This window comes from Pseudomonas sp. KU26590, assembly GCF_026153515.1.
Taxonomy (GTDB): Bacteria; Pseudomonadota; Gammaproteobacteria; order Pseudomonadales; family Pseudomonadaceae; genus Aquipseudomonas.
This window is the reverse complement of record NZ_CP110644.1, coordinates 1,631,827-1,655,863: the sequence shown is the minus strand read 5'-3', so window position 1 is coordinate 1,655,863 and position 24,037 is coordinate 1,631,827. Positions and strand designations below refer to the sequence as shown.

Sequence of the window (24,037 nt, the reverse complement as noted above, 5' to 3'; positions counted from 1 at the left end):
TCCTACGGTGAGTGCTGTATCAGACGCTGGCTGGCAATCGCCACTCGATCGGCGCCAGGTCGTTCTGCTCCAGAAACTTGTTCGCCAGACCAAAATGCCCGCAGCCCAGAAACCCTTTGTACGCTGACAGCGGCGACGGGTGCACGGCGGTCAGGATCAGGTGTTTGGACGCGTCGATCAGTTTTTTCTTGCTCTGCGCATGGGCGCCCCACAGCAGAAATACCAGGTGCGGCTGCTGGGCGCTGACGGCTTCGATGATCTTGTCGGTGAAATGCTGCCAGCCTTTGCCTGCATGGGAGGCGGCGTTGGCGCGTTCGACGGTGAGCGTGGTGTTGAGCATCAAAACGCCCTGCTCGGCCCACGACTGCAAATAGCCGTGGTTGGGGATGTCGATGTTCAGGTCGCGCTTGAGCTCTTTGTAGATGTTGACCAGCGAAGGCGGCGCCGGCACGCCGGGCTGCACCGAGAAGCACAGGCCGTGGGCCTGATTGGGGCCGTGATAAGGGTCCTGCCCGAGGATGACCACTTTCACGTTATCCAGCGGCGTCGAGTTCAGCGCATTGAAGATCAGCGGCCCCGGCGGATAGATTTCCTTGCCTGCCGCGTGCTCCTGACGCAGAAATTCGCGCAGCTCGCCCATGTAAGGTTTTTCGAACTCGTCGCGCAGGGCCTGCTTCCAGCTGGCCTCCAGTTTGATGCGGTCGTCGTTTGTCATGGTGTGATCCGGCAGAAACAATGCGCAACTTTAGGGACTGTGGCTGATTATTTCCAGCGCGGCGCCGTCGGATCTTCCTACACTCGTTCACAGCCGGCGGTTTGCAACTTCCGGGCGTCGAGAGCACTCACAATTCTCGATAGATCCCCGTACCACTGACAAGAGGTCACGATGAATCTGCAATTTGAAGAGCTCACCGCAACGGACGGCGCCCGCCTGGGCGTTGCCACGCTGGATGCGGAAAAATCCCTTAATGCCCTGTCACTGCCGATGATTCTGGCGCTGCAGGACCGCCTGGATATCTGGGCCAGCGACCCGCAAATCGTCTGTGTGTTGCTGCGCGGCAATGGCGACAAAGCCTTCTGCGCCGGTGGCGACGTTCGTGCGCTGGTCGAGGCCGGGAGCGGTCAGCCTGGCACGGTCCCGCCGCTGGCTGCGCAGTTTTTCGCGGCGGAGTACCGACTCGATTACACGCTGCACACCTATCCGAAACCGCTGATCTGCTGGGGCCACGGCTACGTGTTGGGCGGCGGCATGGGCTTGCTGCAAGGGGCGAACATCCGTGTCGTCACGCCAAGCAGCCGGCTGGCGATGCCAGAGATCAGCATCGGCCTGTTTCCCGATGTCGGCGCCAGTTGGTTCCTGTCGCGACTGCCGGGCAAACTGGGGCTGTTTCTTGGATTGACCGGCGCGCACATCAACGGCCGTGACGCGCTGGACCTAGGGCTCGCGGATCGTTATCTGCTGGACGATCAGCAAGAGGAAATGATCGACCGTCTGCTGCAGCTCAATTGGCAGGAGCAGACGAAGGTGCAACTGACCAGCCTGTTCCGAGCGCTGCAGCTGGAGGCGGTGGATCAGCTGCCCGCCGCGCAATGGCTGCCTCGGCGCGAGACGATCGATGAGCTGCTGGATGTCGCCGACGCGCCGAGTGCCTGGCATGCGTTGAAACATCACATGAATGCAGATGACCCGTTACTGGCCAGGGCGGCGAAAACCCTGACTGAGGGCTGCCCGATGACGGCGCATCTGGTGTGGGAGCAGATCGAACGGGCGCGGCATCTGTCGTTGGCTGAGGTGTTCCAGATGGAATACGCCATGGCCCTTAACTGCTGTCGGCATCCCGAGTTCGCCGAGGGCGTGCGCGCGCGGCTGATCGACAAGGACCAGAAGCCCCACTGGCACTGGCAGGACATCGCAACGATTCCGCTGGCGGTGGTGGACGCGCATTTCGAAAAGGCCTGGGAGGGGCGCCACCCGCTGGCGGATTTATCAGAGTATTGAGGATTTAATTCATGCCTGCATGGGTGGTGTTCAAACGGACCTCTTCCCGCACTTGGTGGGACCGGCTTTAGCCGGGAAGGCGTCAGGTGCTACACCGCAAATGTGAGGGTGCTCACACTGGCCTCTTCCCGGCTAAAGCCGGTCCCACAATTGGAATGCGTCCACCTTGTAGGACCGGCTTTAGCCGGGAAGGCGTCAGGTGCTACACCGCAAATGTGAGGGTGCTCACACTGGCCTCTTCCCGGCTAAAGCCGATCCTACAATTGGAATGCGTGCACCCTGGTGGCCAGGGTTATAAATCCAACCCCATAAAAAACGGCGCTCCTCGGAGCGCCGTTTTGTCGTTACTCAGCGGTTGCCGCCACCCGGTCCGCCGTGACCGCCACGACCGAACCCCCCGTCTCCTCGGTGACCGCCGCCACCGGGTCCAAAGCCGGGACGTGGTCCACCACCGCCACCGCCGGGATTGCCATGCCAGCCGCCACCGGGGCCGGGACCATTGCCGCCTCCGGGTCGTGGACCTTGTGGCGGTGGGCGATAGCCGTTGCCGCCACCGTTATAGCCACCCCCGCCGTGGTAGCCACCGCCTCCACCGTTCCAGTTGCCGCCGCCATAACCCGGGCGCCCGCCGTAGCCGGGACGCCCACCGCCATAACCTGGCCCGTAATAGCGGGGTGGCGGCGCGTAGTAGCGAGGCGCCGAATAATAACGAGGTGATGAGTAATACACCGCCCCTCCGGAATACACCGGAGCGGCCGGGCGATAACTGTCGTACACGTAACCGCTGCTGTAGCCACTGCTATAGATCGGCTGCGTGTAGCTTTCTGATTCGTAATAACCTCCGTAACAACCTGCCAGGGACAACGTCATCAAAGCGGTAAGCAATCGTCGATACATAGCGGCCTCCCGGACCGCGGTAGAGCTCGAACCAGCGGCGCTGGTCGGCGTCCTCGAAACTGCCGAGAACGTTAACTGAGACTGCGAATTGCAGACCTAGTGCCCCACCACGGTCCCCAAGCGCCAGACGGCGCCCTGTATCAGTGCACGCCCCGCCCTTCATAAAACCCCATGTATCTGTCCGGCTCAGGCGCCATAAGGGTTTGCGCAACTTGGCACAACTCTCGCTTGAGGGATGGTGTGCAGGAGTCATCTCAGGTTCGCGGCACCACAATTTGCAATAGCCGACTAGGGTTCCGGCTCGCGTTTAGCGAGTGGCTGGTCCGAGAGTTGGCGACCTCCAGTAGAGGTTACACGGCGGGATAAAAGCCCGGGAGACAGGACACCAGTGGTGTCGCCGTGCTCCTGACCGTCCCTTTTCGCTACTGGAGACACCCCATGCAAAAATCCCGTCTGTTCAGTCTGCTCGCCGCAGGCGTCTTTGCCGCATTGAGCCTCTCGGCCACCGCCGCCCCGAAAAAAGATTTCGACGTCTGCTGGACCATTTATGCCGGCTGGATGCCATGGGAATACGCAGGGACCCAAGGCATCGTCGACAAGTGGGCCAAGAAGTACGGCATCCACATCAAAGTCACCCAGCTCAACGACTACGTCGAATCGATCAATCAGTACACCGCCGGCCAGTTCGACGGCTGCACCATGACCAACATGGACGCCCTCACCATCCCCGCCGCCGGTGGCGTTGAAAGCACCGCGCTGGTGGTCAGCGACTTCTCGAACGGCAACGACGGCATCGTCATCAAGGGCGACGGCAAGAAAGTCACCGACCTCAAGGGCATGGACGTCAATCTGGTCGAGCTGTCGGTGTCCCACTACCTGCTCGCCCGCGCGCTGGACTCGGTGGACCTGACCGAGAAAGACCTGAAAGTCGTCAACACCTCAGATGCCGACATCGCTGCCGCTTTCAACACCAGCGAGGTCAAGGCCGTCACCACCTGGAACCCGATGCTCTCGGAGATCAAGGCCAAGCCCGGCGTCACCGAAGTGTTCGACTCCAGCAAGATCCCCGGCGAGATCATGGACATGATGGTGGTCAACACCCAGACCCTGAAAGACAACCCGGCACTGGGCAAAGCCCTGACCGGTGCGTGGTTTGAAGTGGTTGCATTGATGAACGCCAAATCCGCTGAATCGAAAGCCGCGCTGGAGCACATGGCCCAGGCGTCGGGCACTGATCTGGCCGGATTCCAATCACAACTGGACACCACCAAGCTGTTCGCCACGCCCAAGGAAGCGATGGAGTTCGCCACCAGCAAGCAGCTGCCGACCACCATGCGCAAGGTCGCGGACTTCTCCTTCGACCATGGCCTGCTCGGCGAAGGTGCCAAAGACGCCAGCGCGGTCGGCATGACCTTCGCCAACAGCGTGACCGAAGGCGACAAAGGCAACCTCAAGCTGCACTTCGACACGAGCTACGTGCAGATGGCTGCCGACGGCAAGTTGTAAACACCAAAGGTCTTCACCATGCGCTTGATAAACCGCCGCCCGGATCGCGCCAGTCGATTGATCCTGGTGCTCCTGCCGTTCGCCCTGTTGCTGTTCGCCTATTTCACGGGCTCGGCGACGCGGCTGACGGAAAACCCCAACGACAAGCTGCTGCCCAGCGCCGTGCAGATGACCGAGGCGATCAAACGGGTGGCGTTCGTGCCCGACCAGCGCACCGGCGAATACATCCTCTGGCAGGACACCGGCGCCAGTCTGCAGCGCCTGGCGATCGGGCTGGCAATCAGCGCGGTGGTTGGGTTGTGCCTGGGCATTGCGTCGGGGGTGCTGCCGTTGTTCAGCGCGCCGCTGTCGCCGTTGCTGACCGTGCTGTCGATGGTGCCGCCGCTGGCGATTCTACCGATCCTGTTCATCGTCTTCGGGCTGGGGGAGCTGTCGAAGGTGATGCTCATCGTCATCGGTATCACCCCGGTGCTGGCCCGTGATCTGGAGCAGCGCGCCCGGGAGATTCCGGTCGAACTGCTGATCAAGGCGCAGACCCTGGGCGCCTCGACCTGGACGCTGATCCTGCGGGTGGTGCTGCCGCAATTGCTGCCGCGCCTGCTGATCTCGTTGCGGCTGGTGCTGGGGTCGGCGTGGCTGTTTCTGATCGCGGCCGAAGCCATCGCTTCCACCGACGGTCTGGGTTACCGGATCTTTCTGGTGCGGCGCTATCTGGCCATGGACATGATTCTGCCCTACGTGGTGTGGATCACCCTCCTCGCCTGGCTGATGGACTGGGGCTTGAAAGCGCTCACGCGCAAGGCGTTCCCGTGGTACGAGGGGGCGCGCCCATGAGCTTTATTTCGGTCAAAAACGTCTGGCAGCAATACGGCGATCAGGTGGTGCTCGAAGGCCTGAACCTGAGCATCGCCGAAGGCGAGTTCTGCACGCTGGTGGGCGCGTCGGGCTGCGGCAAATCGACGTTCCTGCGCCTGCTGCTGGGCCAGGAAGTCGCCAGCAAAGGCACGATTTTGCTGGACGGCCAACCGCTGGCGAAGGAACCGGATTCAACCCGGGGCGTGGTGTTTCAGCGTTATTCGGTGTTCCCGCACCTGTCAGTGTTGGACAACGTTGCCCTGGGCCTGGAGTTGCCGCGCTCGGCGTTGCTCGGGCGCCTGTTCGGCGCCGCCAAGCGGGATGCCCGCGAGCAAGCGGCGGCGCTGTTGCACAAGGTCGGCCTCGATCACGCGCTGGACAAGTACCCGACGCAGTTGTCGGGCGGCATGCAGCAGCGTCTGGCCATTGCCCAGGCGCTGATCATGAAGCCTCGGGTTCTGCTGCTCGACGAGCCGTTCGGCGCCCTCGACCCCGGCATCCGCAAGGACATGCACGCGCTGCTGCTGGAACTGTGGCGGGAGACGAAACTGACGGTGTTCATGGTCACCCATGACCTGTCCGAAGGTTTCAACCTCGGCACCCGACTGCTGGTGTTCGACAAGGTCCGCATCGACCCCCACGCCCCCGGCGCCTATGGCGCGCGCATCACTTACGACATTCCCCTGAACAGCGATCGTCGCGCCGCCCGCGTGGCGCTTGATTCGCTGAAAACGGCTTGAAGGACATTGCCCATGACTGATTCAACCACGCTGTTTCCCGTGTTCGCCGAAGAGCTGCTGCCCGGCGGCGGCCACCTGTCGTTCGTGCTCAAACGTGGCGAACTGCTGCGCCTGACCGATCTGAACGGCAACGCCAACGTCAGCCTGACGCTGTTCAACGCCCACGAAAAAACCGAGCGCCTGAACCTGCCCGACAGCCTCAAGTGCCAACACACCGCCAAGCTCACCACTGGTCACTGCCTGTACTCGGACATGGGCCGCGTACTGGCGGCGATCACCGCCGACACCTGCGGCTGGAGCGACAGCATCGGCGGCGTGCTGTGCGCCGAAGAGGTCACCGAGAAATACGGCCAGGGCCGCTATCAGGAACTGCGCAACGGCTTCTTCCGAAATGGCGCCGACAACTTGCTGGTGGAAATGGGCAAGTGGGGCCTGGGTTTGTCCGACCTGTTGATGACGCTGAATCTGTTCAGCCGCGTCAACGTCGATGCTCACGGCACGCTGGCTTTCGTCCCGGGCAATTCCAAAGCGGGCGACAGCATCGAGTTGTACGCGCCGATGGACACGCTGGTGGTCATGACCGCCCTGCAACACCCGATGGACCCCAACCCCGAGTACGCGCCGCAGCCGGTCCAGTTGAGCTGGATGAAGGCCGACCCCAGCGTCGCCGAACACTGCCGCACGTCCCGCGAAGAAAACGTGCGCGGCTTCATCAACACCGATCGACTGTTCGCCTGAGGAGGCCAGTATGACCAGCACCATGACCTCTGCCCCCGTGTCCATCACCCATATCCCGGCAGGCGAGCCCTCCCTTACCGAGCTCAAGGCCGGGCAAACCCTGCGCCTGCTCGATCTCGAAGGCAATCAGGCGGTAGACACGCTGTTCTACAGCCTCGCCAACCCCCGCGAACGCTATGACGTGCAACGCACGTTGCGCCGACAAAACAACGTTTACCTGAGCAAGGGCAGCGTCCTGTATTCGAACCTGGGCAAGCCGATGCTGACCATCGTCGAAGACACCTGCGGACGCCACGACACCCTCGGCGGCGCCTGCGCCCAAGAGAGCAATACCGTGCGTTACGCGCTGGATAAAAAACACATGCACAGTTGCCGCGACAGCTACCTGCGCGCCTGCATCCATGACGGCCGGCTGGGCAAGCGCGACATCAGCCCGAACATCAACTTCTTCATGAACGTGCCGGTCACAGCCGACGGCGGCCTGACGTTCGAGGACGGCATTTCCGGTGCCGGCAAGTACGTCGAACTGCGCGCCGAAATGGACGTGATCGTGCTGATTTCCAATTGCCCGCAGCTGAACAACCCGTGCAACGGCTACAACCCGACCCCGGCTGAACTGCTCGTCTGGGACTGACCGCTGACCACGATTTCAAGGCTTCAAGACTTCAAGACTTCAAGGCTTCGGCGCGAGGGACGGCCTTCGTGCAACGCGTACCACAGCGGGACGGCCCGCTACCCAGTGTGGGGTTGATCGCTATCGGTCCCCGGGGTCTATGCCATGTTCGACAAACTGCTGATTGCCAACCGCGGCGCCATTGCCTGCCGCATCCTGCGTACCCTTCGCGACCTGCAGGTCGGCGGTGTCGCGGTGTACGCCGAAGCGGACGCTGCCAGCCTGCACATTCTGCAAGCCGATGAAGCCCACAGCCTGGGCGAAGGTGGCGCAGCCGGTACGTACCTGGCGGTGGACAAGATTCTGGCTATCGCCAAAGCCACCGGCGCCAAAGCAATCCATCCGGGTTACGGCTTCTTGTCGGAGAACGCCGCGTTCGCCCAAGCCTGTGAAGACGCCGGCATCGCCTTCGTCGGCCCGACGCCTGAGCATCTGCGGGTCTTCGGCCTCAAGCACACCGCCCGCGCGCTGGCCAAACAGCATGGCGTGCCGATGCTCGAAGGCACCGAACTGCTGGACAGCCTTGAAGACGCCTTGACCGCTGCAGAATCCATTGGCTACCCGGTCATGCTGAAAAGCACGGCGGGCGGCGGCGGCATCGGCATGCGCGTGTGCCGCAGCGCCAGCGAATTGAGCGAGTCGTTCGAGGCCGTCAAACGACTGGGCCAGAACAACTTCAGCGACGCCGGCGTGTTCATCGAAAAGTACATCCAGCGCGCCCGCCATCTTGAGGTTCAGGTGTTCGGCGATGGTTATGGCGAGGTGATCGCCTTGGGCGTGCGCGACTGTTCGGTGCAGCGTCGCAATCAGAAAGTCCTCGAAGAAACCCCAGCGCCGAACCTGCCCGCCGGCATGGCCGATGAGCTGTGCGCTGCGGCAATCAAGCTGGCGAAAGCGGTTAACTACCGCAGCGCCGGCACCGTGGAGTTCGTCTTCGACAGCGACGATCAGCGCTTCTACTTTCTGGAAGTGAACACTCGCTTGCAGGTCGAGCACGGCGTGACCGAGCAGGTCTGGGGCGTGGACCTGGTGAGCTGGATGATTCAGCTTGCGGCCGGCGATCTGCCGCCGCTCGTTGAATTGCGCGCGGGTTTACAGCCTGTCGGCCATGCGATCCAGGCGCGTTTGTACGCCGAAGACCCGGGCCGGGATTTCCAGCCGAGCCCGGGCTTGCTGACCTCGGTGCACTTCCCCGCCGCCGACGGTAAACACCTGCGCATCGACACGTGGGTCGAGGCCGGGTGTGAGATTCCGCCGTTCTTCGACCCGATGATCGCCAAGGTCATCAGTTGGGCACCGGACAGGGCGTCGGCCAGCGACGGTCTGGCCATGGCCCTGAGCGAAACCCGGCTTTACGGCATCGAGACCAATCGCGACTACTTGCGGCAGATCATCGCGGACGTGCCCTTTGCCAGCGGTCAGCCATGGACCCGGTGCCTTGAAGGGCTGAGCTATCGCGCCGACACATTCGAGGTGCTGAGCGGCGGCACCCAGACCAGCGTTCAGGATTACCCGGCGCGTCTGGGGTATTGGGCGGTGGGCGTGCCGCCGTCCGGGCCGATGGACAGCCGTTCGTTGCGCCTGGGCAATGGTCTGGTGGGTAACGCTGAAGGCTGCGCCGCGCTGGAAATCACCATGACCGGGCCGACGCTGCGCTTCAACACCGATGCTGTGATTGCCGTGACGGGCGCGGTCATTCCGCTGACGCTGGATGGCGACGCGCAGCCGATGAATCAATCGTTGCTCGTGTCTGCAGGATCGACGTTGGTGCTCGGCACGATCGCGGGCGCCGGTGCGCGCGGTTATCTGTGCGTGCGGGGCGGGCTGGACGTGCCGGATTATCTGGGCAGCAAGAGCACGTTCACCCTGGGCCAGTTTGGCGGCCACGGCGGACGGGCGTTGCGTGCGGGGGACGTGTTACATGTCGCGCCGCTGGTTGATCGCAGCGCAGGGGAACAGTTGGCGCCAGCGCAGATCGCTGAGCTGCCGGCAGTGCGAGACATTCGGGTGATCTACGGCCCCCACGGCGCCCCGGAATACTTCACCGAGCGCTATATCGAGACCTTCTTCGCCACTGATTGGGAGGTGCATTTCAACTCCAGCCGCACCGGCGTTCGCCTGATCGGGCCGAAGCCGGAATGGGTGCGCGCCGACGGCGGCGAAGCGGGCCTGCACCCGTCGAACATTCATGACAATCCGTACGCCATCGGCGCGGTGGATTTCACCGGGGACATGCCGGTGATCCTCGGGCCGGACGGGCCAAGCCTGGGCGGGTTTGTCTGCCCGGTGACGATCATCGAGGCGGATCTGTGGCAGCTGGGGCAGCTCAAGGCCGGGGATAAGGTGCGGTTTTATCCGGTGAGTGTCGAAGCAGCCCGAGAGGCGTTTTGTAGGAGCGCGCTTGCCCGCGAAGAAGAAGGTACATCCGATGAATGTCTTGCGCCTGAGCCATTGCATTCGCGGGCAAGCGCGCTCCTGCAGGGTCTAGCGTTGACATCGCCGGTGGTGCTCGACATCGGCAAGGACGACACCCGCCTCGTCGCCCGGCTTTCTGGCGACACCCATCTGTTGCTGGAGATCGGCGCGCCGGAACTGGACCTGGTGCTGCGCTTCCGCGGCCATGCGCTGATGCAGGCGCTGGAAAGCAAGCAGCTCACCGGCGTAATTGACCTGACACCCGGCATTCGTTCGCTGCAGGTGCATTACCAGCCTGAGCAACTGCCGTTGAACACCCTGCTCGATGTGGTCGCCGGGGAGTGGGACGCCGTCTGCGCCAGCAAGAACCTGGAGGTGCCTTCGCGCATCGTCCATCTGCCCCTGTCCTGGGACGATCCGGCCTGCCAACTGGCCATCGACAAATACATGACCACCGTGCGCAAGGACGCGCCCTGGTGCCCGAGCAATCTGGAATTCATCCGCCGCATCAACGACCTGCCGAACCTCGACGAAGTGCACCGCACCGTTTTCGACGCCAGCTACCTGGTGATGGGGCTGGGCGATGTCTACCTCGGTGCGCCGGTCGCCACGCCGCTGGATCCCCGACACCGGCTGGTCACCACCAAATACAACCCGGCGCGCACCTGGACCGCTGAGAACTGCGTCGGCATCGGCGGCGCGTACATGTGCGTCTACGGCATGGAAGGCCCCGGCGGTTATCAGTTCGTGGGCCGCACGCTGCAGATGTGGAACCGCTACCGCGCCGTGGCTGCGTTTGATGGCAAACCGTGGCTGCTGCGGTTTTTCGACCAGATCCGTTTTTATCCGGTCAGCGCCGCCGAGCTGCTGACCATTCGCCGGGATTTCCCCCTCGGACGATACCCGCTGCAGATCGAGCACAGCACGCTCAATCTGACGGACTATCAGGCCTTTCTCGCCGATGAAGCGCAGAGCATCGCGGCATTCCGCAGTCAGCAGCAGAACGCCTTCAACGCCGAACGCGAGCGCTGGATTGCCAACGGCCAGGCCTCGTTTGAAAGCGACGAAGCGGTGGCCGAATCCACCGAAGAAGCCCCGCTGCAAGACGGGCAGACCAGCATCGACAGCCACATTGCCGGCAATCTATGGCAGGTGCAGGTCAGCGTCGGTCAGCACGTCGAAGCAGGCGAAACCCTGGTGATCCTGGAGTCGATGAAGATGGAGATTCCGCTGCTGGCGCCCCACGCCGGTGTGGTCAGCGACGTCCGCGTGCAACCCGGCTCAGCGGTGCGCGCCGGGCAACGGGTGGTGGTGCTAGACGTTGGCTGACTGGCACTGTTGCCGCTTGCGGCTCACCGCTTGCAGCCTCCCCCCAGGCCTAAAACACGGTGGCATACGCAATACATAGATACCGCCATTGCAACCCGGCATCGCGCCATAGTGGGCACCTTTCCACGTGGCGCGATTTTCCATGAACGACAGCAGCAGCTCCCCTCCCGGGAGCAGCCTTGATCTGACCTCCAACGACAGCCTCCCCCATGGCAGCGCTTTCAGCGTTTCGCCGTTCGCGGAACGCGTGCGCCCGGCAGAACCCCTGGAGCACGCCGCCGTCGCGCCCGCCGAACCTCACACGCTCAACCACAAACGCTTGATGCGCCACGCGCTCAGCCCGGTCGCCGAATTGTTGTACGGATCGGTCTGGGTGCTGAAGGCCTGGCAAATCGATCTGGCGCTTCCGCCCTCGGTCGTGTGCCATCTGGACCAGAGGCTGGAGGAGACGTTGCGGGCCAGGTTTGGCGCGGCAATCGACATCGATGAGCTGCACCTTCGCGTGAGCACCGCGCTGGAGCCAGCTGTGGAAACCAACGGTCGGGAGCGTTTCGAGCGGCGCATGACGCTGCGCGAGCTGGGTCGGGAGACGCTGAACCCGCCCGGACTCCTCGCCCTTCAACGCTGCGCCGAGGCTGATCGCCCGCTGTCGGCCTCGACGCCCTCCCTGACCGTCTCGGTGTTTTTCGAGCTGCTCATCGAAGCCCGATGGACGCTGGAATATGAGCAGGTGCAGCGTCAGTTCTGGGAGCAGCACGGTGACACATGGGAGATGCTCACCAAGCTGGCGTTTCTCGAGGGCCTGACCCGTTTGCATTCGCGCAAGCGCATCGATAACGAGGGCCATCTGCTGGCACTCGATGTGCTGGGGCTCAAGGGTTTTCCGCAAACCCTTCAGGACTTGCAGCATCTCAGGCCATCGGGACGCTCGGAGGTGCGCGGACTGGCGCTGAACGGCGAGATCATCCCCGGTATCTTCCATGTCCGATCCAACACCACGGGGCATTGCTATGTCCATGTGCTGGGCAGCGCGCCTCACTGCCATGAGTACATCAGCGATGACGCGCCCTGGAAGGCGGACAAGGTGCTGGAGGCGATCAACGCATCGGCCTGGCATCGGTTGAATCTCTCACTCGATGGCGCGCAAACCACCCTCACGCTGGCGGATCCTCCAGACGACGTGTTCACTCAACTGCGTGTGGCCCAGCAACGGCTCTGGGCGGCACGACTGACCGGCAGCGACGCGGTTGAATCGCCCGAGGCACTCATCGACGACGACCATGCAGCACTGATGCCCATCGAACCCGCGATGGCATTGGTCAGCGCCCTCGATCACTGGCAGCACCACGAGCCGTTGCTGGCGCGAATCCCTACGCCCCTCGGGGTTGCAAACCGGCTCATGGGTCAGTGGCTCAGGCAGATGTCTCCCCGGCTCAATCGGGTCCCGTTGAAGCAAACCCACACGCTGATCACAGACCCGCAGCGGGTGTTCGTTCGCTACCTGCCCGGCACGTCGAGGACGCCTTGGGGTCAGCCGCGGATTGCCGCGGCGAACGTCATCGTCACGCCGGATGAAACGCCCGTCACGCTGAGTCAGGCACTGGTGAGCCGGTTCAGGGCACTTCAGCCTCAGGGGTACGATGATGAAGGCGGTCGCTGGGTCGTCTACGCAGACCCGAGCGGCCAAGGGACGTGGTCGCCCGGGGCGGAGTTGAATATCAGCGCGGCCAGCGTCGAGACGTACATTCAGGGCATCGACTTTCTCGGGCTCATGCAGCGCCGACTCGACCCGTTCTGGCAGCAGCAACGCGCCGACATCAAGCGCTCGCTCTGGTCGACGTTCGTCAGCCAGGCGCTACTGGCCCTGAAGAGCGGTGATCTTTGCGTGGAGAGTTTCGGGACGGTCACCGATGCCGTGGAGCAGGTTCAACGGGGTCATCTGCCGGAAATGCCGCGCTCCGTGACAGCAGGCATCCGCTGGAGCGCTGTGGGCTTTTACGCGGGCAACGGCCTGCCACTGAGCGCTGACTGCCCTCCCTGCGTCGGATTGATGATGATGAGTCATAAAAATCGCGAAGGCGGCGTGCTCTATCAGGCCGGGCAGTCCACGCCATTCGTGCCATTCAGCGATCGTCAGCAGCTCATCGACCACCTGGCTGCCGCAGCCGCCGACCCTGCATGGCGCGAGACCGCGCTCAACTACATGCCGCGCCGCTTTCACGCCAGGCTCGGCTACATCCTCGACCTGTGGGGCGGCGTTCGTGCGCCGGCCGAGCCGGTATCGATCCTGCGTCCCTGGACCGAGCCGCTGTACAACCCGGACACCCATGCGGCCCGGCAGCATCAGCTGTGCGAGCATCAAGTGTCCGGCTCGCCCATGGCATTCATCTGTGAGGGCCTGCGTCTTAACAGCCGGTACGACGCCGAGGACAGCATCGTGACCGACCGCGAGCAGGCACTCGGCGTCTGGATTCAACACCTCAATCGCCTGCAACTGCTGTTGGCACCGATGGCCCTGGTGTTGCCGGCCGCCTCCCTCGCCGCGTTGACCGCCAGCGCGGCCAGCGTTGCGTTGAATGTCCAAGCGGCGAATCTCCCGGGCGATCGTCAGCAAGAACGTCGGCAGGCGTTGTTCGCCATTCTGTCCCTGGGGCTGTTGCACATGGCACCGGCCACCCCACGCCTGTTGCAGGCGTTCAACAAACTCACCGCGCCCGCCGCAGCGCTGAGCCGTGGGCTGACCCGCGCGCACGCTGCGCCGCCGGTCCGTGGCTTTAGCGACTGGCTGCGCAGGGCGACCCACCCACGCAAGACGCTGCTCAAGCCATTCTTCAAAGGGGCAGGCCTGATGAAGACGTGGAGCGTGGCAGGCAACGCCGAATTCGGTACCTCAGCGGTTCAGGTGTGGAAGCTCGGACGCAAGTTTCTGCTGTGGACATCGGACCGCACCCAGGCGCGCACGCTGGTCGTCAGCAGCCACGGCTACTACTTGCCATGGACGCGCACCACGGCCATTCCCAACGGCACCGAACTGCGAACTTACGCCCCTCACGGTCACGAGCTGGTTGACCCGATGCTGCACCGGATTGCCAGCCAGTCGGTGCGACCGTATGCCGTGCTGACCACTGCCCGGCCGGTGCCCGGTCCGGGTGTCGGCCCCTCTCCGGACCTGCTTGCGCGAGAAACGCTAATGGCCGGCACCTCGTTACCGGGGCGCATCAAGAACTACACCCTGGCGAAATTTCAGAGCGAACACTATGAGAGTTATCGGGACATCAGCCAGATCGTGCGCAACAGTCACCAACCTCCGTTACCGAGCCCGCTCCCTGCAACGCCCATGGATGTGCTGACCGTGCGCAACCGGTTTGGCATGGCCAACCCGACCCTGCAGGACCTGTTCGGGGAACTGAATCGGCAGGGCATTCATTACGACAAGATCCTGCTGGTGCATTGTCGTTGTCCTGCGGTGGGTTCGATGCTGGGGCGCGCACCCTCTTTTGTCGCACCGCAGGGCCCTTCGCCGATCACCCCTTAGGCGCGTTGGCCGAGATCACATGCTGATGGCGCGGGACAGGGCCGCGCGCTAGCATTGGCGACATAAGAAACCCGCTTAAACCCTGATCCTACGCGCGACGAAGGCGCTGTTCGGCGCCGGTCACTGCATCGATCATCAGCAACACCCAGAGGCCGTGCCTTACATGGACACTCACATCATCGACACGAGCACCTGCCCCGTGTGCGGCGCCAGTAACCGCTGCACCCTGGCTGATCCGCGCACAGTGGATCAAGCGTGCTGGTGTTTTACCGTCGCCATTGATCCTGCGGTATTGGCAGCGTTGCCCGAAGCAGTGCGTGGGCAAGCGTGTCTTTGCCCGCAGTGCGCAGGCGTTGAGGCGAAGCGTCACGATGCGTCTTGACCGTTTCCTCAGCAACCTGCCGCACTTCAGCCGCAAAGACGTGCGCCTGGTGCTGATCGCAGGCCGCGTGCAGGTCGACGGGTTGCCGGTAAAAGACCCGCTGCATGAGGTGCGCGAATTCAGTCAGGTGCGGATCGACGACGAAGTCCTTCAGCTCGGCAAACCCGCCCGGTATTTCATGCTGCACAAGCCCCAGGGCTGCGTCAGTGCAACCGTCGATCCGCAGCACCCCACCGTGCTCGACCTGCTGGATGAACCCGACAAGGAGGATCTGCACATCGCCGGCCGCCTGGATTTCAACACCTCCGGGCTGCTGCTCATCACCAATGATGGCCAGTGGTCGCGCCGCCTGACGCAACCGACCACCAAGCTGGCGAAGGTCTATGACGTCGAAACCGAAGACGAGATCGGCGCGCATTACAGCGAGAAATTCGCTGAAGGGTTTTATTTCGCGTTCGAGGACCTGACGACACAGCCCGCCGAGCTGACGATTCTTGCCAGTCATCGCGCCCGGTTGAGCATCGTCGAAGGGCGTTACCACCAGGTCAAACGCATGTTCGGCCACTTCGACAACAAGGTGACCCGGCTGCATCGCGAGCGCATGGGGCCACTGGTGCTCGACCCCGCGCTGGCGCCCGGACAGTACAGAGCCCTGAGTGCCGACGAAATCGCGTTGATCTGAAACCTGCGCCCAATTGCCTACCTGTCACGAAACGCGTGCAACGTGTCTACGCGCACCCCGTTTTTTCGTCAGGAGACATGGAGATGAAGCCAGAAATCGCTGTGCTGGACATACAAGGCCAGTTCCGGGTTTACACGGAGCTCTATCGCGCAGACGCCGCCGAGAAGACCATCATTCTGGTCAACGGCTCGCTCGCCACGACCACCTCCTTCGCTCAGACCGTGCGCAACCTTCATCCGCAATTCAACGTCGTGCTGTACGACCCGCCTTACGCCGGTAAATCAAAACCCCACAATGCCCATGAACGCCCCCTGACCAAAGAGCTCGAAGGTCAGTTGCTTCTGGAGCTCATCGACCACTTCAACGCCGAACTGCTGCTGTCGTTCTCATGGGGTGGTGCGGCGGCGTTGGTCGCCCTGGCGCACCGGCCCAAGCGCATCGAAAAGGCCGTGATCAGCTCGTTCTCGCCCGTCATCAGCGACCCGCTGCGCGACTACCTCGAGCGCGGCCGGCAACACTTCAGCACTTACAATCGTCACGGCGTCGGGGAGTTGCTCAACAGCACGCTGGGCAAACACCTGCCTTCGCTGTTCAAGCGCTACAACCACAAGCACGTCAGCTCCCTGGACTTGCACGAGTACGCGCAGATGCACCACCACATCAACCATGTGCTGGACGCGAGCAATCATCCTCAGATGAAAGCGGCCAAGCGCATCAACGTGCCGGTGCTGTTCATGAACGGCGCGTGGGACGAGTACACCTCGGCGGCCGACGCCCGGCACTTCGCCCACTACATCCGCGACTGCCACTTCAGCACCATTCAGGATGCCGGGCACTTTCTGGACATGGAGAACAAGGCGGCGTGCCTGGCATCGAAAGATGCGCTGATCGGATTTCTGATGCCCGCGCCCGAACCCCGGCGCGTTCACTACAGAACGGATCAGTCGCAACAGGCGTTTGCGGTGTGATTGGAATGGGAGATGAAAGGGCAGCAGACGGGAGGAAAAGGGTCTGTTGCAGCCCCTGATGAGTGCCATTGGACGGCGAATCAGGGGGCGGCCGCACAGCATTTGATCGGTGCGGCATATAACGCTTCAATTAACCCGCCGCATCTGGTACAAAGTCAGCCGCGCCAAAGGCGTCGAGTTAAAAGCGGGTATAGTTTAGTGGCAAAACGAAAGCTTCCCAAGCTTTAGTTGAGGGTTCGATTCCCTCTACCCGCTCCATCTCTCACACCCTTCAAAGTCCCGTACCACATGGCCTCCGAGCCTTCTTAGAGCGTTGACATCTAGTCTTTCTGTGCCCCCAGGCCCCGTCAGCTGGCTTGCCTCCTACGCATCCACGACCTCGACTTAACACCCATGAATGTGGTGAGTAAAGAAGATGGATCGCCCTCTCCTGCAGCCTCCTTTTAATCGTGCCTGATCCTTACTCACTCCGCGAAAGACACGGCCGCAGTGACAAGCCACGGTCGCCCAGATAGCCATTGATCACGCCGAGAATACCCGTGGCCAACTCGTGTTTTTCCAGCAGGCGACGGAAGTTGAGGATGGTGGTTTCATCCGGAATTCGCTCCAGGTTTAGACCGGAAAACTGGCGCAAGATCGTCGTTTCGTACAGCGCCTCTTCCATCGCCTGATCACTGTAACCGAACCAGTTCTGTATGAGGTGAACCTGCAGCATCGCCATCAACGGATAGGCAGGGCGGCCGCCCTCGCCCTTCGGGTAATGGGATTCGCTCAGGGCAATCAAACCTTTCCAGGGCACGACCCGATCCATCTCATCAGGAACAGTTCTTTGCGGGTTTGCTTGCGCTTACCGGCGTACTCGGCATCGGCGAAGGTCATTTGCTTCATCATCGAAAAGCTCGGCGATGGGTGTCCGGGGATTTTGCCAAATCAGGAAGTCTTTTTCAGAATGTCCCCAGGCGTGTCTGTAGCTCAACTCCCACAAGATTTTCAGAAATGCAGCACACCGCCAGGCGAGCAACCAAGGCTATTAATCACCGGTTCAGACATCGATAATTACGGCCCCTGAAGCAAGATACGAACTCGTTGCGAAATGTGCTGAAATGTAGCCTTATCATCCGGCGCAGCGCGCGTTGCGCCGAAGATACTTAAGATCATGAATTTCCTGTCACTGCGGGAACTGATTCCCGAACTCGGTAACTAACAGCGCTGACGCATCGGCGGCAAACAGGATCGACGCTGAACGTTGTGTTTTTTTCAATTAGCCGCACGAAATGGCCATTTGAAAGACAGGACGTACAGTTTGCGCAAGTAAAGGAGTTACACAATGGACCTGACCTTTGGCACCCCTCTCAGCCAGAGCGGACGCTTGCTGCAACTCACCACGCCGCTGGGCGAGCATCAGCTCCAGGCGCTGCGCGTGCATGGGGTCGAGCGCATCGGGCGTGTGCCCCGCTACACCCTCGACGTGGTGGTACAGGACACCGAATACGATCCTGAAAAACTCATTGGTCAGCCGGTCAGCTTGGCGATCCTCTGTGATGACGGTTCTCCCGCGCAGCGTCATGGCCTGGTCGAGAGCGTGCGCTATCTGGGCAATGACGGTGGCCTGCACGACTGGCAACTGGTCTTCGCGCCGTGGGTCAGCCTGCTTGAATACCGCCTGGATTGCCGCATCTGGCAGGACAAGAATCTGCCGACGATTCTGGAAGCCGTTTTCTCACTGTACGAACAGGCCAAGGGCAATTACCGCCTGGACCTGCGCCGCGAATACGCACCGCTGTCCTACGTCACCCAGTTCAATGAGAGTGATGCCAACTTCGTGCAGCGCTGGTGTGAGCAGGAAGGTCTTTTCTGGTACGTCGAACATACGGCAGACAAGCATTGCATCGTCTTTACCGACACCGTCGATACCCTGCCCGCGCTGGCGCCCCAGAGCATTCGCTTTCACACCCAGAACGCCACCGAAAAGCAGGACGGCATTACCCAGTGGAGCAGTGGCTCGCAGTTGCTCAGCGGCAAGCTGCATTGGCGCAGTGTCGATTACCTGGCCCACGGCCAGCCACGGGAAACCGTGATGCCCGCCTTGCAGGCCGCTTCGGCCCCACAGGCGCTGGAGCGTTACGAGTATCAAGGCCAATACGGCTGGCAGAAGCAGGACCGTGGCGAATGGCTTAGCCGCGTGCAGATCGAGCAGCGTGAATCCCAGGCGCGTCGTATTCAGGGCCAGAGCGGCGTGCGGCAAATGGAAGCCGGACGCTGGTTTGAGCTGACCCAACATCCGCTGTACGAGCGCAAGGCGGCTGAAGAGCGTCAGTTCCTGCTGATCGAAGTCGAGATCTTCGCCGAGAGCAACCTGCCGCTGGCCAAGGAACGCCGCGAAGTGCCGGGCAGTCTGGCGGCGCTGTTCAGATCGGTGCGCCCTGAGCCTTCAGGGCTTGGCGTCGTAAACAAGGTAGCGGACACCTTGGGCGTCGGCAGCCACGGCTTCTTCCTCAATCGTTTTGAAGGCCAGTTGCACAGCGTGCCGTTCCGCAGCCCGTCGGAGCATTTCAAACCTAAAAGCCTCGGCCAACAGACCGCTGTGGTCGTCACACCCAGCGGCCATGAAGTGTTTACCGACACCCTGAACCGGATTTGCGTACGCTTCCACTGGGACCGCTTGTCTCAAGACGGCGAACTGGGTTCCTGCTGGCTGCGCATGATGCAGCAGAGCAGCGGACCGGACTGGGGCAGTGTGCACGTGCCGCGTGCCGGTGAAGAGGTGGTCATCACCTTCCTGGATAACGACATTGATCGGCCACTGGTGATGGGCCAGGTCTACGGCGGCCACAAGCCAGCCTGGCACTCCAGCGGTTTGATGGCCGGTTACAAGAGCAAGGAAGTTGGCGGCGGTGGTTTCAACCAGTGGGTGATGGACGATTCCACTGGCCAGGTTCGCACCCAGATCCACAGCAGTCACGGCCATACCCAGCTCAACCTCGGTTACCTGATCGACCAGCGCGGCAACAACCGCGGCGGCCTGCGCGGTACCGGGTTTGAACTGCGCACCGATGCTTACGGCGCCCTGCGCGCCCAGCAGGGTTTGTACCTCAGCACCTGGAAACGCAGCGGCGCCCAGGGCGCACAGATCGATGCCAGCGAAGCGCAACAGCAACTGAAAAACAGCGAACAGCGCGTCAAGACTCTGTCCGACACCGCCCAACAGCACAACGCCCTGCCCATGCAGGAAGGCCTGGACAGCCTGACCCAGCTCAACAGCGATGCCGACGTGACCTACGGCAGCGATGACGGCGCCCCGAGCCAGGGCCCCGGCGAGCAGCAACGCAACGGCGGCGACACCGCCTGGGCGATCCGCAGCGGTGGACGCGGCAAGACACCGGGCTACCAGCAACCTCTGCTGATCGCCTCGTCCCCTGCCGATATCGCCACCGCCACGCCGAAAAGCACCCACCTGCACAGCGGCAAGCACCTGACCCTGAGCACCGGTGAAGACGTCAACATCGCCAGCGGCAAATCCCTGCTGGCCAGCGTCGCGCAGAGCATCAGCCTGTTCGCGCAGAATGCCGGGGCGAAGCTGTTTGCAGCCAAGGGCAAGATCGAGCTACAGGCGCAGAGCGATGCGATGGAGCTGACCGCGCAGCAAGGGGTAAAAATTACCTCGACCGCTGCCGGAATAGAAATCGCCGCACAAGACGGCATATTGCTTACCAGCGGTGGCGGTTACATCCGCATCAAGGACGGCAACATCGAAATTCACGCGCCGGGGACGATTGATGTCAAAGGGGCGAAGAAGACTTTTAGCGGGCCAGCCCAGCTTAATCGTGACCACCCTGCCTGGCCCGAGTCCTCTGTAACCCAAGCGCTTACCTTTTATGCTGGGCAAACCAACGCCGGAAGCTCCAGTGCGTGGGCTGGTATGCCTTACACAGTGCGTGACGGGGCATCAGTCGTCCAAAAAGGCGTCATGGATAAAACCGGGGCAATTGGCATTGATCACCACCCCACAACCAGCAGATACACGCTCGAACTGGCCAATGGCGTGAGTTACGACATTCCGGTCGGCGGGCAGTACCAAGGCGAGCAAAGCAATGCCGAATTCGCCAACAGCGGATTTCATCGCCATAGCAACCAAACGGGTTCAACGAACGCTCGGGCAGGAACTGAGAGTAAGTTCCGGGCCCTGTACACCTCGCTGAACAATCCAGAGTCAGAATCGGAAACGTGAACAATGGGGACACCTAGCCCAGCCAGGAACAGGTTTGCAACCGGCACGGTTACTGTTGACCGTGCAGAACGGCCATGGCTTGTGCAATCAACTGTCAGCCATCCAGCTTGCCATCCCGGTCAGCCAGCGTGTCAGAACCTATAAGGAACGGAACTCCCATGGAATCGCCACTCCCCAGCCTCTCCAACATAACAGTGCCTGTCGCACTCTCGCACACCAACAGCGCCAGGATTGTCCAGCGCTGGTTCGTCGAGAACAGTGAATTCAGCCCGATTCCGGCCACCTATAGACCGCTGGTCAACGGCGAAGAAGCATTCAGGGCTGTCTTTGAGGCCATTGCAAAAGCCGAGAAATCCGTCGAAATCATCTGCTGGGGCTTTCAGCCTTCCATGTACTTCATCCGCGACGGATCCCACCCATGCATTGGCGAACTGCTCAGGATCAAGGCTGCCAACGGTGTGAAGGTGCGCATACTGGGCTGGGAAATGCCCTTCAACTCCGCAGGCATGGCAGGCGAAGGCAACCTGCCGGGCAAGGGCTCGCTTCGACTGAATTCTCGAGCCATGCAAAGCTCGACCAAGGATCAGTTCAAGTACGACCGCGAATGGTTCTCTGAATACGCGGTGTCCGATGGCAAGGCGGCTGAGCGAGTCAATGGTAAATCCCCCGTGTTCGTGAGTCGTGGCTTCAGCGCCAATGAAAGGTTAGAGATTAAGCACTGGGTGAAGTATGAAGCGCTCGATCCCAATATCAGCGTGGGCATGCAACTCGTCCTGAGCGCCAGCGCCTCGCACCACCAGAAAAGTGTACTGGTCGACTATGAACTGCCCAGCGCGGTCGGCTTTGTCATGGGTCACAATTCGCTGGACGAGTATTGGGACACCGATCAACACTCGGCACTGAACCGTGAAGAAGGTACCAAGCCTGCGCCCTATCTAGGCTCGCGCGGCTCTACGCCGCGCCAGGACATCTCATGCATGTTGTCCGGGCCGATCCTCCACGATGTGCACCAGAACTTTGCCATTGCCTGGCGCAAGGAAACCGGCGAGGACCTGCTCGCCTGCCGCGATTGCGATCCGACCTCCAATCGTCTCCAGTTCCAGAACGGCACGCGGTTGATGATGCAAGTGTTGCGCACCCAGGCTCAGGTGGGCCAGCCCAAAACCAACCGCAAGCACAAGGATGACGTGGGCGACCATGAAAAACCCGTTCGAGACATCCAGAGCGGTTACATGGTGGCTGCCAACAACGTCACCCAGTTCATCTATATCGAAAACCAATACTTCCGCTGGCCGCCGCTGGCTGATCACCTCAAGACACTGGCAGGGAAATACCTTAAAGCAGGCCGCAAGGAGCCCCTTTATCTCTTTGTCGTCACCAATGACACGAAGGACGGGGTTGGCATGGGCACGGCCAAGACGCAGGAAATGCTCGCCAGCCTGGGCCGGGCAGAGACCATCCCGGCCATCACCAAGCTGCGACTAATCAAGGAGATGAAAAGTGAAGCCCCGGTCAGACCTAGGCCAGATGGCCCAAATGATCGGGCCGGGCAGAGAAAGCTGGACGAATGGCAAGCGGACATGGACAGGAAAACCAAGGAGATTGAAGAAACCGAGCTACGACCGGAAACAGTGCCGGGCTTGAAGATTCATGTTTGCTCATTGGTCGCAATCGACTCGCCGACGGGCAAGCCCTGGATGCCGGTTTATATCCACTCCAAGCTGATGATCGTCGATGACGTCTACACCACACACGGCTCAGCCAACATCAACACTCGAAGCATGATGGTCGATAGTGAACTGAACATCTGCCACGAGCATCCAGAGTTTAGTCAGCCGTTGCGGCGGCGGTTGTGGAATCTGCATACGGAGGGGCAAGGGGTGCAGGATGATCCTGAAGAAGCATTCAAAGCTTGGGAAAATATAATCAGGCAGAACAACGAATCTCGAAATGACAAGTTTAAGCTTAAGCCTGTCGCCCCTCTAGTCGAATTTTATTATACCGAAACATCTATGACGGACTTTGACTGATGCGCCTGACTCTTTTGCTCTCAAGCCTGCTGTTGGTTGCCTGCAGCTCCAGCAACGCCATTACTTTACGGACAAAGGACACTCCCTTGAATCAGTTGAGCGAAGTCAACGCCAAGCTGGCATTTACCTGCGTACACGAGAAAATCCCGGCCCCTTCGGCAGAAACGGACGTGCTGTTCAAGTACGCCCGTTGGTTGCAGAAAAACAATCAGATCCAGCAGGATGAAACGGTCGATATCGAGATCGGAAGACTGTATCGCATCGCGGCAGAAAACAACCATTACAAGGCCAACGTCAATCTGCAGAACGGCGCCATGCGTGGCCATTTCAAGCTCACGGGTGGGGAACGACTACGCCTTAGCCAGCAGTTGATAGATGCACATGTGGCTTCGGGATATTACATGATCGCCATCTATCTTCAAAAGGGCGCGGCGGGTCTGCAACAAGACGAGGATATGTCCCTGCGCTACTTTCGCAAAGCGGCAGATGAGGGAAGTGCGCAAGCGCAAGCATACGTTGCCGAAAAACTCGCGCCTACTGATATTGCACCGGATATTGCAAGACAAATGCGTCGCTGTGCTGCCGAGCAAGGTAACGGCAAAGCAGCCGGAGCATTAGGTGTACATTTGAAAACGGCTAAACAATATCAGGCCGCTCTTGAAGCTTTTCAGTTAGGAGTCGCAGCAGGCGACGAGAGCTCAGCGTCTTTTTTAGAGAATGGTTTTCGCGGCCCTAAGTCAGATGATCGCTTGTATTATATAGGCCAGACAGAGGACCTTGAACGAGCGCAACGTTACAAGCAAATTGGCAAGGTATTGGGTAACTTATCCTACGCCAACCCAAGCGTCCCAGAAATCAACGAAATCGTTCCCCTGCCACCAACCAAACTCCCGGCCTGGGATGGCAAGTTGAAATGGGTTGAAGAACGTGAAGCCAACATCCCGCCGCCCAAGCCCTCCGAAGCGCTGATCGAGCAACTGGCCAAGGCCATGGTGCTTGATCCTAAAACAGGTAAGCCATTGCCGGGCTCTCCCGTTTACAACAAGGAAGACTGATCACA

16 protein-coding genes, 1 tRNA gene, 1 pseudogene and 1 riboswitch are annotated in these 24,037 nt (G+C 61.1%); of the genes and pseudogenes, 15 read left to right on the top strand and 3 right to left on the bottom strand.

Annotated features, from left to right (window positions below):
• Positions 1 to 19: 19 nt before the first annotated feature.
• Positions 20 to 715, bottom strand: coding sequence for a uracil-DNA glycosylase (gene ung, locus OKW98_RS07470; protein ID WP_265388604.1), 696 nt, complete (start codon positions 713 to 715; stop codon positions 20 to 22).
• 171 nt (positions 716 to 886) lie between these two features.
• Between ung and OKW98_RS07465 the strand changes: the two genes are divergently transcribed.
• Entirely contained in the window at positions 887 to 1,999 is a 1,113-nt protein-coding gene (locus OKW98_RS07465; RefSeq protein ID WP_265388603.1) for an enoyl-CoA hydratase/isomerase family protein, read from the top strand.
• Positions 2,000 to 2,347: 348 nt separating this feature from the next.
• Here the strand turns inward: OKW98_RS07465 and OKW98_RS07460 are convergent, their stop codons facing one another.
• Entirely contained in the window at positions 2,348 to 2,896 is a 549-nt protein-coding gene (locus OKW98_RS07460) for a hypothetical protein (RefSeq protein ID WP_265388602.1), read from the bottom strand.
• 277 nt (positions 2,897 to 3,173) lie between these two features.
• A riboswitch (guanidine-I (ykkC/yxkD leader) is annotated at positions 3,174 to 3,275 on the top strand.
• A gap of 59 nt (positions 3,276 to 3,334) precedes the next feature.
• Here OKW98_RS07460 and OKW98_RS07455 point away from each other — a divergent pair.
• The 11 genes from OKW98_RS07455 to OKW98_RS07405 all read left to right on the top strand — a co-directional run bounded on the left by OKW98_RS07455 (position 3,335) and on the right by OKW98_RS07405 (position 16,977).
• Positions 3,335 to 4,402 (top strand): putative urea ABC transporter substrate-binding protein, encoded by a 1,068-nt coding sequence (locus OKW98_RS07455; protein ID WP_265388601.1) that lies wholly within the window; start codon positions 3,335 to 3,337, stop codon positions 4,400 to 4,402.
• Between the two features lie 18 nt (positions 4,403 to 4,420).
• Positions 4,421 to 5,236: an ABC transporter permease gene (locus OKW98_RS07450; RefSeq protein WP_265388600.1), complete on the top strand. Its 816-nt coding sequence runs from the start codon at positions 4,421 to 4,423 to the stop codon at positions 5,234 to 5,236.
• The gene (locus OKW98_RS07445) at positions 5,233 to 5,997 is read left to right on the top strand and encodes an ABC transporter ATP-binding protein (RefSeq protein ID WP_265388599.1); all 765 of its coding nucleotides are present in this window, start codon (positions 5,233 to 5,235) and stop codon (positions 5,995 to 5,997) included. The genes OKW98_RS07450 and OKW98_RS07445 overlap by 4 nt, the downstream gene beginning before the upstream one ends.
• A 12-nt stretch (positions 5,998 to 6,009) precedes the next feature.
• Positions 6,010 to 6,735, top strand: a complete 726-nt coding sequence (locus OKW98_RS07440; RefSeq protein WP_265388598.1) for an urea amidolyase associated protein UAAP1 — start codon at positions 6,010 to 6,012, stop codon at positions 6,733 to 6,735.
• A gap of 10 nt (positions 6,736 to 6,745) precedes the next feature.
• A complete protein-coding gene (locus OKW98_RS07435) occupies positions 6,746 to 7,369 on the top strand; it encodes an urea amidolyase associated protein UAAP2 (protein ID WP_265388597.1) in 624 nt (207 codons plus the stop codon).
• 144 nt (positions 7,370 to 7,513) lie between these two features.
• A complete protein-coding gene (gene uca, locus OKW98_RS07430; protein ID WP_265388596.1) occupies positions 7,514 to 11,152 on the top strand; it encodes an urea carboxylase in 3,639 nt (1,212 codons plus the stop codon).
• 142 nt (positions 11,153 to 11,294) lie between these two features.
• Positions 11,295 to 14,687: a dermonecrotic toxin domain-containing protein gene (locus OKW98_RS07425; protein WP_265388595.1), complete on the top strand. Its 3,393-nt coding sequence runs from the start codon at positions 11,295 to 11,297 to the stop codon at positions 14,685 to 14,687.
• Positions 14,688 to 14,850: 163 nt separating this feature from the next.
• A complete protein-coding gene (locus tag OKW98_RS07420; protein WP_265388594.1) occupies positions 14,851 to 15,069 on the top strand; it encodes a cysteine-rich CWC family protein in 219 nt (72 codons plus the stop codon).
• On the top strand, positions 15,059 to 15,751 hold the full coding sequence (locus OKW98_RS07415) for a pseudouridine synthase (RefSeq protein ID WP_265388593.1): 693 nt from the start codon (positions 15,059 to 15,061) through the stop codon (positions 15,749 to 15,751). Before OKW98_RS07420 ends, OKW98_RS07415 begins: the two co-directional genes overlap by 11 nt.
• Positions 15,752 to 15,834: 83 nt before the next feature.
• Entirely contained in the window at positions 15,835 to 16,719 is an 885-nt protein-coding gene (locus tag OKW98_RS07410; RefSeq protein WP_265388592.1) for an alpha/beta fold hydrolase, read from the top strand.
• A gap of 184 nt (positions 16,720 to 16,903) precedes the next feature.
• Positions 16,904 to 16,977, top strand: a tRNA-Gly gene (locus OKW98_RS07405).
• Positions 16,978 to 17,203: 226 nt separating this feature from the next.
• Here the strand turns inward: OKW98_RS07405 and OKW98_RS07400 are convergent.
• A pseudogene (locus OKW98_RS07400) lies at positions 17,204 to 17,607 on the bottom strand (transposase); the annotation flags it as partial.
• A 439-nt stretch (positions 17,608 to 18,046) separates the two neighbouring features.
• Here OKW98_RS07400 and OKW98_RS07395 point away from each other — a divergent pair.
• The 3 genes from OKW98_RS07395 (at position 18,047) to OKW98_RS07385 (ending at position 24,032) form a co-directional block, all read left to right on the top strand.
• Complete coding sequence (locus OKW98_RS07395; protein WP_265388591.1) at positions 18,047 to 20,947, top strand: type VI secretion system Vgr family protein; 2,901 nt, start codon at positions 18,047 to 18,049, stop codon at positions 20,945 to 20,947.
• A 158-nt stretch (positions 20,948 to 21,105) separates the two neighbouring features.
• Positions 21,106 to 22,977: a phospholipase D-like domain-containing protein gene (locus OKW98_RS07390; RefSeq protein WP_265388590.1), complete on the top strand. Its 1,872-nt coding sequence runs from the start codon at positions 21,106 to 21,108 to the stop codon at positions 22,975 to 22,977.
• On the top strand, positions 22,977 to 24,032 hold the full coding sequence (locus tag OKW98_RS07385; protein ID WP_265388589.1) for a sel1 repeat family protein: 1,056 nt from the start codon (positions 22,977 to 22,979) through the stop codon (positions 24,030 to 24,032). Before OKW98_RS07390 ends, OKW98_RS07385 begins: the two co-directional genes overlap by 1 nt.
• Positions 24,033 to 24,037: the final 5 nt, after the last annotated feature.

What these genes read in the sequence shown, in the direction of transcription:
- ung (WP_265388604.1), bottom strand. Translation starts at nt 715, where the DNA reads ATGACAAACGACGACCGCATCAAACTGGAGGCCAGCTGGAAGCAGGCC.
- OKW98_RS07465 (WP_265388603.1), top strand. Translation starts at nt 887, where the DNA reads ATGAATCTGCAATTTGAAGAGCTCACCGCAACGGACGGCGCCCGCCTG.
- OKW98_RS07460 (WP_265388602.1), bottom strand. Translation starts at nt 2,896, where the DNA reads ATGTATCGACGATTGCTTACCGCTTTGATGACGTTGTCCCTGGCAGGT.
- OKW98_RS07455 (WP_265388601.1), top strand. Translation starts at nt 3,335, where the DNA reads ATGCAAAAATCCCGTCTGTTCAGTCTGCTCGCCGCAGGCGTCTTTGCC.
- OKW98_RS07450 (WP_265388600.1), top strand. Translation starts at nt 4,421, where the DNA reads ATGCGCTTGATAAACCGCCGCCCGGATCGCGCCAGTCGATTGATCCTG.
- OKW98_RS07445 (WP_265388599.1), top strand. Translation starts at nt 5,233, where the DNA reads ATGAGCTTTATTTCGGTCAAAAACGTCTGGCAGCAATACGGCGATCAG.
- OKW98_RS07440 (WP_265388598.1), top strand. Translation starts at nt 6,010, where the DNA reads ATGACTGATTCAACCACGCTGTTTCCCGTGTTCGCCGAAGAGCTGCTG.
- OKW98_RS07435 (WP_265388597.1), top strand. Translation starts at nt 6,746, where the DNA reads ATGACCAGCACCATGACCTCTGCCCCCGTGTCCATCACCCATATCCCG.
- uca (WP_265388596.1), top strand. Translation starts at nt 7,514, where the DNA reads ATGTTCGACAAACTGCTGATTGCCAACCGCGGCGCCATTGCCTGCCGC.
- OKW98_RS07425 (WP_265388595.1), top strand. Translation starts at nt 11,295, where the DNA reads ATGAACGACAGCAGCAGCTCCCCTCCCGGGAGCAGCCTTGATCTGACC.
- OKW98_RS07420 (WP_265388594.1), top strand. Translation starts at nt 14,851, where the DNA reads ATGGACACTCACATCATCGACACGAGCACCTGCCCCGTGTGCGGCGCC.
- OKW98_RS07415 (WP_265388593.1), top strand. Translation starts at nt 15,059, where the DNA reads ATGCGTCTTGACCGTTTCCTCAGCAACCTGCCGCACTTCAGCCGCAAA.
- OKW98_RS07410 (WP_265388592.1), top strand. Translation starts at nt 15,835, where the DNA reads ATGAAGCCAGAAATCGCTGTGCTGGACATACAAGGCCAGTTCCGGGTT.
- OKW98_RS07395 (WP_265388591.1), top strand. Translation starts at nt 18,047, where the DNA reads ATGGACCTGACCTTTGGCACCCCTCTCAGCCAGAGCGGACGCTTGCTG.
- OKW98_RS07390 (WP_265388590.1), top strand. Translation starts at nt 21,106, where the DNA reads ATGGAATCGCCACTCCCCAGCCTCTCCAACATAACAGTGCCTGTCGCA.
- OKW98_RS07385 (WP_265388589.1), top strand. Translation starts at nt 22,977, where the DNA reads ATGCGCCTGACTCTTTTGCTCTCAAGCCTGCTGTTGGTTGCCTGCAGC.